The sequence below is a fragment of the Martinezella lusitana genome (assembly GCF_900094565.1).
In the GTDB taxonomy this organism is placed as follows: Bacteria; Pseudomonadota; Alphaproteobacteria; order Rhizobiales; family Rhizobiaceae; genus Rhizobium; species Rhizobium lusitanum.
In genome coordinates, this window is record NZ_FMAF01000005.1 from 216,772 (window position 1) to 230,412 (window position 13,641).

Sequence of the window (13,641 nt, forward strand, 5' to 3'; positions counted from 1 at the left end):
TATCCTTCGCCTTCATTTTTCACGGTAAAATGGAATATGCCCGATGGCTGACGTTGTCGGTCTGCTGCTGCCATTCTTCGGCCTGATCCTGATCGGCTACATTGCAGCGCGCATCACGAAGCAACCGGCGGAAGCGCTTGGCTGGCTCAATACGTTCATCATCTATGCGGCATTGCCGGCTCTGTTCTTCAAGCTCGTTTCGCAAACGCCGATCGAACAACTGACGCGAATCGATTTCATCGCCACCGATATCGCCGCGACCTATTCGATCTTTCTCCTGCTGTTTCTGATCGGGCGTTTCCTGCGACGCAATTCTCTCGCCGACAGCACGATCCAAGCCTTTGCCGGAGCCTACGGCAATATCGGCTACATGGGGCCGGGCTTAGCGCTTCTGGCTCTGGGAGAGAAGGCAGCCGTTCCCGTCGCGCTGATCGTGTGTTTCGAAAACGCGCTGCACTTCATCGTCGCGCCGGCCCTGATGGCTCTGGAAGGTGGAGACAAGCGCTCCGTCTGGCGCCTTGCCGCGGATATCGCCCGAAAGGTGCTGCTGCATCCCTTCATCCTGTCGACTGCCCTGGGTTTTGCCGTGGCAGCACTTTCGCTTCATCAGCTGGTCGCCTTCGAGCGATTTGTCAATTATCTTGCGCAAGCGGCTGCGCCCTGTGCACTATTTGCCATGGGAGTTACGCTTGCCTTGCGGCCGTTGAAGCGGGTTCCGGTCGAGATCGGCTATATCGTGCCGGCGAAACTCATCCTGCATCCGCTCGTCGTCTATATCGTGCTGCAGGCTGTCGGTGGCTTCGATCCGATTTGGATCGAAGCGGCAATGCTGCTCGCCGCTTTGCCGACGGCAACGAATGTCTTCGTCATCGGGCAGCAATATGGTGTCTGGCAGGAGCGAGCCTCCGCCACCATCCTGATCACAACGGCTTGTTCCGTCGTGACGGTCTCGCTGGTGCTCTATCTGATAAATTCCGGCGCCTTACCGGCGCAGCTTTTCCCGTAGCAGAGAGGGAAGGTTGCGCAGGCTGCCGCCGGGCTCGATACCTTCGCGCATGACGATGTTCCGGAGCGGCGTGATGGCGGAGAGCACATGCAGCCCCGCCGCGCGCAGCATTTGCACCGGCAGGAAATCCGACAGAAGCGAGCGATTGAGGAGATCGACACTCGTCGTCCGGCTGATGATGTCGACGCGGCGCTTGCGGTCGAAATTGTCGCCGGCCGATCCCGGGATCGGCTGATCAGCGCGGGTGCAGAGGATGTCTGACAATGCCAGTATATCGCGCAGGCTCAGGTTCAGGCCTTGCGCCCCGATCGGCGGAAAGACATGGGCGGCTTCGCCGATCAAGGCGGCGCGGCCCTTGCCGAAACGATGGGCAGTCATGCCGGAGAGCGGCCAGACCTGGACATTGTCCTCGATCGTCACCCGACCGAGCATCGATTGCATGCGCTCCTCGACCAGTCTTCCGAGTTCTTCGAGCGACTTTTCGGCATTGGCGGCAGCTTCCGCCGGTTTCTGCACCCAGACGAGGCTGGAGCGGTTGCCGGGCAAGGGGACCTGCGTGAAGGGGCCGCTTTCCGTGTGAAATTCCGTCGAGATGTTCTGATGCGGCAGGGAGTGCGCAAGGTTCAGAACCATGGCGGATTGCGGATAGGACCACCCCTTGACCTTGATGCCCAAAGCCTCGCGCACCATCGAGTTGCGTCCGTCGGCACCGACGACGAAAGCGGCATCGATCGAATCGCCGTTGTCGAGCGCAATCGTTACGCCATCGTCGCGAAAGGTGATGTCCGAGGCGCTGGCCTCGATGCGGCTGATATTTGCTTCCGCCTCGATGGCGTCATGGAGGCTGCCGAGCAGCACGGTATTCGGAATATTGTAGCCGAAGGCGTCGAGGCCGATTTCCGACGATCTGAACGAGATAGTCGGCGCACGCAGCAGCCTCGATGTGCCATCGATGATCCGCATGGTCGTCAATGCAGCCGCCGAGGGCGCGATCTTGTCCCACAGCGTCAGGCGCTCGAGAAAGCGGATCGATTGATCCATCAGCGCCGTCGTCCGCCTGTCGGCCTTGTTGTGCGGCGCGGCCACCAGGGCGACCGATCGTCCGCCGCGCGCAAGCGCGAACGCCGTGATCATGCCGGCCAGGCCACCGCCGATGACGGCCACTTCAATCTGCTTCATATCGATGCCTCAATTGCCACTCGTTCTGAAAATAGGCGCTTAGCCTGTTGAAATCCATGGGATGAAACATCGCAGCGGGTGAAAATGACAGGAAGTCGCGCTAGCGTGACGGGATAGACGCTTTTGCGCTGGCGGTAGAGACCAAAGGATGCATATTAGCGAGAAAAACCGCCTGCCGGGGCAGGTGCATAAGCAGACGAGTCACGGGGCGGATGAAAATCTTCAAATACAAGCGGGTGCCTTATGCGGAGATTCGTGCTTTCTCCGTCCATATATTGACGGCATCCGGATCTTTTCTCGCCTTTCTCGGCGTCGTTGCAGCCTCGGAGCATCGTTTTGTCGATATGTTCTGGTGGCTTGGCCTGGCGCTGCTGGTCGATGGTATCGACGGGCCGATCGCCCGCAAGGTCCGGGTCAAGGAAGTCCTTCCCAATTGGTCGGGCGATACGCTCGACAATATCATCGATTACGTGACCTATGTGCTGCTGCCGGCCTTCGCGCTCTATGAAAGCGGCATGATCGGCGAGCCCTGGTCGTTTGTCGCCGCCGGCATGATCGTGGTCTCCAGCGCCATCTATTACGCCGATACCGGCATGAAGACGGACGAGTATTTTTTCTCCGGCTTCCCAGTCGTCTGGAACATGGTAATCTTCACGCTCTTCGTCATCGATGCCAGCGCCACGACCGCCATGATCCTCGTGGGTGTTTCCGTCGTCTTGACCTTCCTGCCGATCAATTTCCTGCACCCCGTGCGCGTCAGACGGTTGCGGCCGCTCAATCTCGGCATATTCCTCTTCTGGTCGGCGCTCGGTGTCTATTCGCTGCTGATGCACTTCGTCATGCCGCAATGGGCGGTTGCCCTCTTCATCATAAGCGGCACCTATCTTTACTGCATCGGCGCCGTGTTGCAGTTTTTTCCGTCCCTCGGGCGTCAATAGGATTGCGCATCATGAACAAGACCCAGGTCATTCGCATCCATGAAAACGGCGGTCCTGATGTCATGAAGCTGGAGGAGGTGGATCTGCCGCCGCCTGCTGCCGGAGAAGTGCAGATCCGCCATGCCGCGATCGGACTGAATTTCATAGACGTCTATCTTCGGTCTGGCCTTTACAAGGCGCCCTACTTTCCGCTTCCGCTCGGTAAGGAAGCCGCCGGTACGATCACGGCGGTCGGGGCGGGCGTCTCCGATTTCTCAGTCGGCGACCGCGTCGCCTATGCCGGCAGCGATGGCGCCTATAGCGTCGAGCGTAATATCGAGACCCGTCATCTGGTCAAGGTGCCTGACGATATCCCGCTCGAAACGGCGGCGGCGATGATGCTGAAGGGCATGACGGCCGAATATCTGCTGAACCGCACCTTCAAGGTCGGCCCCGGCGTCACGCTGCTGTTCCACGCCGCAGCCGGCGGCGTCGGCCTGATCGCAGGTCAATGGGCGAAAGCGCTGGGCGCCACCGTGATCGGCACGGCCGGTTCGGCTGAAAAGGTTGAGCTGGCACTGGCGCATGGTTATGACCACGTCATCGACTATAGCCGGGAGAATTTCGCTGACCGCGTTCGGGAAATTACCGGCGGCAAGGGCGTTGACGTCGTCTACGATTCGGTCGGCAAGGATACGTTCCCGCATTCGCTCGATTGCCTGAAGCCGCGCGGCATGTGGGTGACCTTCGGCCAGTCCTCGGGTCCGATCGAGAATTTCAATCTCGCCATCCTCAATCAGAAGGGCTCGCTTTACGCGACGCGCCCGAGCCTTTTCGCCTATGTCTCCACACCGGAAGAGTTGAGAGGCAGCGCCGGGGCGTTATTTGCTGTTGTGCAAAGCAACAAAGTGCGTATCAATGTCCATCAGACCTATCCGCTTGTTGATGCTGGGCGCGCGCACTCGGATCTGGAAGCAAGAAGAACAAGTGGAACTACACTGCTGATCCCATAGATCCATAAAGGGCAGGACGGTGGGAAGGAAATGAGGGGAACGTGTCGTCATCTGATGTGCCGGCAACCGGTGCGTTACTATCGGTTCGCAAACTGACGAAGCTGTTCGGTAGTTTTGCTGCCTGCAATGAAATCGATCTGGAAATCCAGCCGGGCGAAATTCACGCTCTGCTCGGCGAGAACGGCGCAGGCAAATCCACGCTCGTAAAGATGCTGTTCGGCGTGCTGGAGCCGACGCATGGAGAAATAGTCTGGCAGGGCCAACCCGTTGCGATCGACTCGCCGGGCACGGCCCGCAAGCTCGGCATCGGCATGGTGTTCCAGCATTTCTCGCTGTTCGAGGCGCTGACGGTTGCCGAAAATATCGCGCTGTCACTCGACAGCAAGATCCCGATCGCGAAAATATCGGAAGAGGCCGCGAGGCTCTCGCGAGCCTATGGCTTGCCGCTCGATCCGAACGCTCATGTGGCCGATCTCTCCGTCGGCGAGCGCCAGCGCATCGAGATCGTCCGTGCGCTGCTGCAGAATCCGAAGCTGATCATTCTCGATGAACCGACCTCGGTGCTGACGCCGCAGGAGGCCGATCGCCTCTTCGAGACACTGTTCCAGCTGAGGGACGAAGGGCGCTCGGTGCTTTACATCAGCCATCGCCTGGAAGAAGTGCAGCGCATTTGTTCGCGCGCCACCGTGCTTCGCCACGGCAAGGTGACCGGTGCCTGCGACCCGCGGCAGGAAACGACGGGTTCGCTTGCGCGCATGATGGTCGGCAGTGACGTTGCCAGCGTGCAGCACGAGGGGCTTGGGAGTGCGGGTGACATTCAGCTCGAGGTCGCTGGCCTGTCCGTCCCGGCGCGGACTCCCTTTGCCATGTCGCTGAAGGACGTTTCGTTGCGTGTGCGTGCCGGCGAAATTCTCGCAATCGCAGGCGTTGCCGGAAACGGGCAGGGCGAGCTGTTCGACGTCATCTCCGGCGAGTACACCGTCCCATCGGACGATCTGATCCATGTGCGCGGCCAGGCGGTCGGCACCAAGGGCATCAATGCGCGCCGGTTGCTCGGTGCCGGTTTCGTGCCGGAGGAGCGCCATGGCCACGCCGCCGTCTCGGCGATGAAGCTGTCGGACAATCTCGTCCTGGCGCGCAACCAATCGGACAGCAAGGCATTTCTGCGCGGTCGTTTCCTCAAGATCATCCGTCACGGCGTCGTCAAGCAGGCCGCCAAGCGGATCTGCGAAGCGATGGATGTGCGCAAGAGCGGCGAGGATCCGGCCGCGGGCGCGCTTTCGGGCGGCAATCTGCAGAAGTTCATCGTCGGTCGAGAACTCGATCGCCAGCCGAGCGTACTGGTCGTCAACCAGCCGACCTGGGGTGTGGACGCAGGGGCCGCGAGCCGCATCCGTCAGGCACTGGTCGATCTTGCCCGTGACGGTTCGGCTGTGCTCGTGATCAGCCAGGATCTTGACGAGATCTTCGAAGTGGCGACCGATATCGCCGTCATCTCGGAAGGCCGGCTTTCAGCTTCTTATCCGGCCAGCGAACTCACCCGCGAAAAGATCGGCCTGCTGATGAGCGGTCTGCATGAATCCAGGACGCATTCGGAGCCCGCGCATGCGCATTGAACTTGAAAAGCGCCCGCAGGTCTCGAAACTGTTCGGCATACTGTCGCCGCTGCTTGCCCTCGCGCTGGCGCTGATCGCCGGCACCATCATGTTCGCCGTCATGGGCAAGGACCCCGTGGAGGCGTTGGACGCCTTCTTCGTCGAGCCTCTGCTGGAAGTCTGGTCGCTGCACGAACTGGCGATCAAGGCAGGGCCGCTGATCCTGATCGCCGTCGGCCTCTGCGTCTGCTACCGCTCCAACAATTGGAACATCGGGGCGGAAGGTCAGTTCTCCATCGGCGCGGTCACCGGCTCCTTCATCCCGATCGTCTTCACCGATTGGCATTCGCCGCTGATCCTGCCGCTCATGCTGATCGCCGGCGCCATCGGCGGCGCCCTCTATGGCGCTATTCCGGCGCTGCTGAAGGCGCATTTCAACACCAATGAGATTCTGACGAGCCTGATGCTCGTCTATATCGCACAGCTCTTTCTGGATTGGCTGTCACGCGGGCCGTGGCGCGATCCACAGGGGCATAATTTTCCGCAGAGCATCGATTTTCCGCCGGAGGCCGTGTTGCCGGCGATCTGGGAGGATTCCGGCCGTGCCCATTGGGGTATCGTCTTTGCCGTCGTTGCGGCGATCCTTGCCTGGTTCATGATCAAATATACGCTGAAGGGCTTCGAGATAACCGTGCTTGGTCAGTCCGCACGGGCAGGTCGGTTCGCCGGCTTCTCCTCGCGGAAAATGGTCTGGTTCGCCTTTCTCTTTTCCGGTGCGCTCTCGGGTCTTGCCGGCATTTCCGAGGTCGCCGGCTCGATCGGCCATCTGCAGCCGGCGATCTCGCCAGGCTACGGCTTCACCGCCATCATCGTTGCATTCCTGGCACGTCTCAATCCGCTCGGTGCGATCCTTTCCGGCTTCGTGCTGGCACTGACCTATCTCGGCGGCGAGGCGGCACAATTGTCGCCCGGTATTTCCGCCAAGGCGGCGAATGTCTTCCAGGGGTTGCTGCTGTTTTTCGTGCTCTCCTGCGATACGCTGATCTACTATAAGATCCGCCTGATCTGGTCGCGGGTTCGAGGAGGTGCGGCATGAGTGTCTTTGAAGCGATCCTCCTCACCATCATCACGGCCTCGACGCCGCTCGTCATTGCCGGCTTGGGCGAGCTGGTGGTGGAGCGCTCTGGCGTGCTCAATCTCGGCGTCGAAGGCATGATGATCATGGGCGCGGTCGCCGCCTTCGTCGGCGCGCAGATGACCGGGTCGCCCTATGTGGGCCTCGTCACCGGCATCATCGCTGGCGCATTGTTTTCCCTGCTGTTCGGGTTCCTGACGTTGACGCTGGTGACCAACCAGGTCGCTACGGGTCTCGCGCTGACCATCCTCGGCCTCGGTCTCTCCGGGATGATCGGCGAAGGCTATGTCAGCGTGCCCGGCGTGCAATTGCAAGAAATCGTCTTCCCGTTGCTATCGGACATTCCGCTCGTGGGGCCGGTGCTGTTCAAGCAGGACCTGACCTTCTATCTCTCGATCGCGCTGCTCATCGGCGTCAACTGGTTCCTCTTCCGCAGCCGCGCCGGCCTGAAGCTGCGCGCCGTCGGCGACAGTCACGGTTCCGCGCATGCGCTGGGCATCGATGTCATCCGCACGCGCTATCTCGCCGTCATGTTCGGCGGTGGCTGCGCGGGGCTTGCCGGCGCGCAATTGTCGCTGGTCTACACGCCGCAATGGGTCGAGAACATGTCGGCCGGCCGCGGCTGGGTGACGCTGGCGCTCGTCGTCTTCGCGTCCTGGCGGCCGATGCGCGTCATGGCCGGCGGCTATCTCTTCGGCGCCGTGACGATCCTGCAGTTTCACGCACAAGGCTTCGGCGTCGGCATTCCCTCGCAATTCCTGTCGATGCTGCCCTATGCATCGACTATTGTGGTTCTCGTCATCATCTCACAAAATCGCCGCGCGACCTTGATCAACACGCCAGCGTCGCTCGGCAAGGCCTTCGTTCCGGAGCGCTGAGGACAAACAGCCGGACGGATTTTCGTAAAAACATGTCAAACCAATAGGGGTAACCATGAAAAAACTAGCACTCGCACTCGCCACGACAGCCGCTGCCATCGTTGGTTTCGCGGCTGCGGCCGAAGCGGCGCCGACCAAGGTCTGCTTTGTCTATGTCGGTTCGCACACGGATGGCGGTTACTCGCAGGCGCACGATCTCGGCCGTCAGCAGATCCAGAAGGAATTCGGCAACAAGATCGATACGCCTTATCTCGAGAACGTGCCGGAAGGCCCCGATGCCGAGCGCGCCATCGAGCGTCTCGCCCGCTCCGGCTGCTCTCTGATCTTCTCCACCTCGTTCGGCTTCATGGATGCGACCGTCAAGGTTGCCGCCAAGTTCCCGAAAGTGAAGTTCGAGCATGCGACCGGCTTCAAGAGCGGCCCGAATCTCGCGACCTACAATTCGCGTTTCTATGAAGGCCGCTATATCCTGGGTCAGATCGCTGCCAAGATGTCGAAGAATCACGGCGCCGCCTACATCGCTTCCTTCCCGATCCCAGAAGTCGTCATGGGCATCAACTCCTTCGAGCAGGGTGCCCGCTCGATCGATCCGAGCTTCAAGCTCAAGGTCATCTGGGTCAATACCTGGTTCGACCCGGGCAAGGAAGCCGATGCCGCCAAGGCCATGGTTGACCAAGGCGTCGATATCCTGACCCAGCATACCGACACGACGGCACCGATGCAGGTAGCCGAAGAGCGCGGCATCCATGCCTTCGGTCAGGCTTCCGACATGATCGCCGCCGGCCCGAAGGCACAGCTGACGGCCGTCGTCGACACCTGGGGCAACTATTACTCCAAGCGCGTTCACGCGCTGCTCGACGGTACGTGGAAGTCCGAGCAGAACTGGGACGGCCTGAAGGACGGCATCCTGAAAATGGCGCCCTACACCAACATGCCCGACGACGTGAAGAAGATGGCTCAGGAAACCGAAGCCAAGATCAAGTCCGGCGAACTCGCACCCTTCACCGGCCCGATCAACAAGCAGGACGGCACACCTTGGCTGAAGGCGGGCGAGAAGGCCGATGACGGCACTCTGCTCGGCATGAACTTCTACATCGAGGGCGTCGACGACAAGCTGCCCGCTTCGAAGTAAGGCAGACGAAATGGCATGAGTTGAAAGGGGCGCCCTTGGTGCCCCTTTTTGTTGTGTTGCGGTAGCGAATACTGATTTACAAAAGTACTACTATATGTTTTTTTGATTGAGGGCCGGGGAGAGGGCCTTTGACGGGACTTCGCTGGTCTATCCGGAATCGTTTTTTCCATTTATACATCAGCGGGATATTCGCTTGTCATGGTGAGCATTGAGCTTGTCGTGGTGATGGGCGGAACACTGCTAACGGGAGGAGCGGGGTTCGGCGGAGGAGCATTCATCGGAATTCTGATACAGGATCAGATTCAGACCCACATCGCCTTTGATGGAACGCTTTCCAACGGGTGGATGACGGCCTGATCGGCCTGCTGCAGTTTGCATATATTCTGATGCCCGAGAGTTTTCTGCTGCTTTCTCGTTTCAATCGACGTTACGTCTGAGGGAAGGACAGAGTGCTTGCGCAGCCGAATGCTTGATACGAGAAAACCCCAGGGAAAGTCGCGGACGAGCCATGCACAGGTGGTCGACGATCTCGGCAAGGCAATTGTCTCCGGCGTCTTCCCGATCGGTAGCATCCTTCCGGGGGACAGCGAACTTCTGCAGCGCTTCAAGGTATCCCGTACTGTTCTGCGCGAAAGCATGAAGACCCTGGCGGCAAAGGGGATGGTTGTGCCGCGCGCGCGTGTCGGCACGCGTGTCACCGAGAAGATTTATTGGAACATGTTCGACAACGAAGTGCTCAACTGGCATTTCGAAAGCGGGGTCAACAAGGAGTTTCTTCTCCACCTCTACGATATACGCATGGCGTTCGAGCCTTTCGCCGCCAGCCTGGTGGCGGAACGGGCCAGCCGCGAGGACATCGATTTACTGCGGCGGCTTGCGGCCTCCATGGCGGCCCCGCATCATACGTCCGACAGTCTGGCCGTTGCCGACCTTCATTTCCATCTGGCCATCACCGAGGCGTCGCAGAATCCGTTCATGCGGTCGCTCGGCGGGCTTATCGAGGCTGCGCTGGTCGGCATGTTCCGCATGAGCGCGCCACCCTCCAGCAACGGCTTCAGCAATATTGCCGACACGCATATGGCCATCGTCGAAGCCATTGCAGCGCATGATGCCCTGGCGGCGCACAAGGCCATGGAATTCGTCATCATCGACGGACGTCAACACGTCCTGGAGGCTTTCGCGGCTCTTGTCGAGGCGTAAGGGCGGCTTCTAATTTCGCCGTAGTTCACCGCTCGACTAGTTGCTATGAGGGGATAGCGCCCGGTCACGGGCGGCGCCTGATGTTTATCTCGGAGCCTGAAATGGAACGCACCTGCCTCGCCATCATCCTCGCTGCCGGCGACAGTACCCGTATGAAATCATCGATCTCGAAGGTTCTGCATCCGATCGCCGGTCGGCCAATGATCGCGCATGTCATGGAATCGATCGCCAAGACCGATATTTCGGCAGCGGCACTGGTCGTGGGGCGTAACGCCGATGAGGTGAGTGCGGCAGCGGCGATCGACGGCGTCGAGGTGGACTCCTATCTGCAGAAAGAGCGCCTTGGCACCGGCCATGCCGTGCTTGCGGCCCGCGAGGCGATCGCTCGAGGTTATGACGACATTCTCGTTGCCTACGGAGACGTGCCGCTGCTCACCGACGTACCACTGCGCGCCGCCCGCCAGGGGCTCGCCGAAGGCAATGATATCGTGGTCATCGGCTTTCACACCGATAATCCGAATGCCTATGGTCGGCTGCTGGTCAAGGACGGCGAGCTGATCGCCATCCGCGAGGCGAAGGATGCGACGGATGCCGAGCTGGCGGTCACCTGGTGCAACAGCGGCTTGATGGCGATCAACGGCCGCAAGGCGCTCGATCTGCTAGACCGCATCGGCAACAACAATGCCAAGGGCGAATATTATCTCACCGATCTTGTTGAAATCGCTCGTTCGCTCGGCGGCCGCGCCGTGGCGGTCGATGCGCCGGAAGTGGAGATGACCGGTTGCAATAACCGGGCCGAACTTGCCGTCATCGAGCGTCTTTGGCAGGAGCGGCGGCGTCACGAACTGATGCTGTCGGGCGTCACTATGGTTGCGCCGGAAACCGTGTTTCTCGCCTACGATACCGTGATCGGCCAGGATGCGATGATCGAACCGAACGTCGTATTCGGTCCCGGCGCCGTCATCGAGGGAGGCGCGGTCGTTCATGCCTTCTCGCATATCGAGGGTGCGCACGTCAGCGCCGGTGCGACGGTCGGGCCGTTTGCGCGGTTGCGACCCGGCGCCGATCTCGCCGGCGGTTCCAAGGTCGGCAATTTCTGCGAGGTGAAGAACGGCAAGATCGGCGAGGGCGCCAAGGTCAATCATCTGACTTATATCGGCGACGCGACCGTCGGTGCCGGCAGCAATATCGGTGCCGGCACCATCACCTGCAACTACGATGGGGTCAACAAGTACGAGACTCATATCGGCGCCAACGCCTTCGTCGGTTCCAACTCGTCGCTCGTGGCACCTGTGCGCATCGGCGACGGCGCCTATGTCGCCTCCGGCAGCGTCATCACCGATGACGTCCCGGCGGACGCACTGGCCTTCGGCCGGGCGCGGCAAGAGGTAAAGCCGGAGCGTGCCAAGCTGATACGCGAGAGGGCACTCGCCATCAAAGCCGCCAAGAAGGGTGGCCACTAAGCCTAAAGTAGATGGTCCCGTAACGGTTGGAAACCGAAAGTGACCATCGTGGCAATTGTGAAAACTGTTAGAATAGTTAGGACTTGCCTTCAAATTTGAGGCCAGACGGAGAGTTGTATGTGCGGCATTGTTGGGATCGTCGGAATGAAGCCTGTAGCGGGCCGTTTGGTGGATGCGCTGCGGCGCCTCGAGTACCGCGGCTACGATTCGGCCGGCGTCGCCACCATCCATGAAGGCATGATGGATCGCCGCCGCGCGGAAGGAAAGCTGTTCAATCTGGAAAGGCGGCTGGAGGCCGAACCTCTGCCCGGCACGACCGGTATCGCCCACACACGTTGGGCAACCCACGGCGTTCCGAATGAAACCAACGCCCATCCGCATTTCGTCGAAGGTGTCGCCGTCGTCCATAACGGCATCATCGAAAACTTCTCCGAGTTACGCGAGGAGCTAAAGGCCGAGGGGAAGGTGTTCGCTTCGCAGACGGATACCGAAGTCGTTGCTCATCTGTTGGCCAAGTACGTTCAGGATGGCCTCGATCCGCGTGCCGCCATGCTGAAGATGCTGAACCGGGTCACCGGCGCGTATGCGCTGGCCGTGATGTTCCAGAGCGATCCCGGCACGTTGCTGGCGGCGCGCTCAGGCCCGCCGCTCGCCGTCGGTTATGGCAGCGGGGAGATGTTCCTCGGCTCGGACGCAATCGCGCTTGCGCCGTTCACCAACGAGATTACCTATCTCGTCGACGGTGATTGCGCGATCGTCACCCGCGACGGCGCGAAGATCATCGATTTCGACGGCAACGACGTGAGCAGGCCGCGGCAGGTTTCGCAGGCAACCGCCTATGTGGTCGATAAGGGCAACCATCGCCACTTCATGGAAAAGGAAATCTACGAGCAGCCGGAGGTGATCTCGCACGCGCTCAGCCACTATGTCGATTTCGACAGTCATCGCGTCCGTCAGAGCGCATCGGCGATCGATTTCGGCAGCGTTTCCGGCTTGGCGATCTCCGCTTGCGGCACTGCCTATCTCGCCGGTCTGATCGGCAAATACTGGTTCGAGCGCTATGCCCGGCTTCCCGTGGAAATCGATGTAGCTTCCGAATTCCGCTACCGCGAAATGCCCTTGTCGCCCTCGCAGGCGGCGCTGTTCATCTCTCAATCCGGCGAGACGGCGGATACCCTGGCCTCGCTACGCTATTGCCGGGACAACGGCCTGAAGATCGGCGCCGTCGTCAATGTCAGGGAATCGACCATCGCGCGTGAATCCGATGCCGTGTTTCCGATCCTGGCCGGCCCGGAGATCGGCGTCGCCTCGACGAAGGCCTTCACCTGCCAGCTCGCCGTCCTTGCCTCCCTCGCGATCGGAGCGGGCGTTGCCCGCGGCACGGTGAGCGCCAAGGAGGAAGAGGACATGGTGCGCCACCTGGTCGAGATGCCTCGCATCATGGCGCGCGTGCTGAACATCATTCAGCCGCAGATGGAAAGCCTCGCGCGAGAGATATCCAAGTTCAAGGACGTGCTCTATCTCGGTCGTGGCACCAGCTTCCCGCTTGCCATGGAAGGGGCGCTGAAGCTGAAGGAGATCTCCTACATCCATGCCGAAGGCTACGCGGCCGGCGAGCTGAAGCACGGGCCGATCGCGCTGATCGATGAGAACATGCCCGTCATCGTCATCGCGCCCTTTGACCGCTTTTTCGACAAGACCGTTTCCAACATGCAGGAAGTGGCAGCGCGAGGCGGCCGGATCATCTTCATCACCGACGATGCGGGTGCCGCCGCATCGACGCTGCCGACCATGGCGACCATCATTCTGCCTGTTGTTGACGAAATCATTGCTCCGATCATCTTCTCGCTGCCGATCCAATTGCTGGCCTACCATACAGCGGTCTTCATGGGCACGGACGTCGATCAGCCGCGCAACCTCGCCAAATCGGTGACGGTAGAGTAGGCCTCACTTCCTTTCATTCATCCTGCGGTCACGTCGTCGTGAGTCGGCCGCCTGTTCGGTGCGCCGGCGGGACTGGCGGGTTGTATGCCGCGCCAATTTCTGGCACGCTTCTTGAAGGAGATGGTGGGGGAAAATTTGCCTGATAAAGGTGGGCGGCGGAACGGAGTTTTCGAACGGCG

At 60.5% G+C, this 13,641-nt stretch carries 11 protein-coding genes and 1 pseudogene; 11 read left to right on the plus strand and 1 reads right to left on the minus strand.

The genetic code is table 11. The annotated features are described in order from the left end of the window. The first annotated feature begins 43 nt into the window (after window positions 1-43). Entirely contained in the window at window positions 44-1,006 is a 963-nt protein-coding gene (locus GA0061101_RS13275; RefSeq protein WP_092573714.1) for an AEC family transporter, read from the plus strand. Here the strand turns inward: GA0061101_RS13275 and GA0061101_RS13280 are convergent. Continuing rightward, window positions 983-2,185 (minus strand): UbiH/UbiF family hydroxylase, encoded by a 1,203-nt coding sequence (locus tag GA0061101_RS13280; protein ID WP_092573715.1) that lies wholly within the window; start codon window positions 2,183-2,185, stop codon window positions 983-985. The two genes, GA0061101_RS13275 and GA0061101_RS13280, sit on opposite strands and share 24 nt — an antisense overlap. Before the next feature lie 212 nt (window positions 2,186-2,397). Here GA0061101_RS13280 and pcsA point away from each other — a divergent pair, with 212 nt between their 5' ends. The 10 genes and pseudogenes from pcsA (at window position 2,398) to glmS (ending at window position 13,462) form a co-directional block, all read left to right on the plus strand. Then, entirely contained in the window at window positions 2,398-3,123 is a 726-nt protein-coding gene (pcsA, locus tag GA0061101_RS13285) for a phosphatidylcholine synthase (protein ID WP_092573716.1), read from the plus strand. An 11-nt stretch (window positions 3,124-3,134) separates the two neighbouring features. Then, the gene (locus GA0061101_RS13290; protein ID WP_092573860.1) at window positions 3,135-4,115 is read left to right on the plus strand and encodes a quinone oxidoreductase family protein; all 981 of its coding nucleotides are present in this window, start codon (window positions 3,135-3,137) and stop codon (window positions 4,113-4,115) included. 41 nt (window positions 4,116-4,156) lie between these two features. Next, on the plus strand, window positions 4,157-5,731 hold the full coding sequence (locus GA0061101_RS13295) for an ABC transporter ATP-binding protein (RefSeq protein ID WP_092573717.1): 1,575 nt from the start codon (window positions 4,157-4,159) through the stop codon (window positions 5,729-5,731). Continuing rightward, the gene (locus GA0061101_RS13300; RefSeq protein WP_092573718.1) at window positions 5,721-6,806 is read left to right on the plus strand and encodes an ABC transporter permease; all 1,086 of its coding nucleotides are present in this window, start codon (window positions 5,721-5,723) and stop codon (window positions 6,804-6,806) included. The genes GA0061101_RS13295 and GA0061101_RS13300 overlap by 11 nt, the downstream gene beginning before the upstream one ends. Continuing rightward, window positions 6,803-7,723 carry an ABC transporter permease gene (locus tag GA0061101_RS13305; protein WP_037202041.1) on the plus strand — a complete coding sequence of 307 codons (921 nt, stop codon included), beginning with the start codon at window positions 6,803-6,805 and terminating at the stop codon, window positions 7,721-7,723. The genes GA0061101_RS13300 and GA0061101_RS13305 overlap by 4 nt, the downstream gene beginning before the upstream one ends. Before the next feature lie 55 nt (window positions 7,724-7,778). Beyond that, window positions 7,779-8,855, plus strand: a complete 1,077-nt coding sequence (locus GA0061101_RS13310; protein WP_037202043.1) for a BMP family ABC transporter substrate-binding protein — start codon at window positions 7,779-7,781, stop codon at window positions 8,853-8,855. A 141-nt stretch (window positions 8,856-8,996) separates the two neighbouring features. Continuing rightward, window positions 8,997-9,292, plus strand: a pseudogene (locus tag GA0061101_RS13315) (sugar ABC transporter permease YjfF); the annotation flags it as partial. Between the two features lie 28 nt (window positions 9,293-9,320). Then, window positions 9,321-10,055 (plus strand): FadR/GntR family transcriptional regulator, encoded by a 735-nt coding sequence (locus GA0061101_RS13320; protein ID WP_234903729.1) that lies wholly within the window; start codon window positions 9,321-9,323, stop codon window positions 10,053-10,055. Between the two features lie 101 nt (window positions 10,056-10,156). Continuing rightward, entirely contained in the window at window positions 10,157-11,518 is a 1,362-nt protein-coding gene (gene glmU, locus GA0061101_RS13325) for a bifunctional UDP-N-acetylglucosamine diphosphorylase/glucosamine-1-phosphate N-acetyltransferase GlmU (RefSeq protein ID WP_047561785.1), read from the plus strand. Window positions 11,519-11,635: 117 nt separating this feature from the next. Continuing rightward, window positions 11,636-13,462, plus strand: coding sequence for a glutamine--fructose-6-phosphate transaminase (isomerizing) (glmS, locus tag GA0061101_RS13330; RefSeq protein WP_092573719.1), 1,827 nt, complete (start codon window positions 11,636-11,638; stop codon window positions 13,460-13,462). Window positions 13,463-13,641 lie beyond the last annotated feature (179 nt).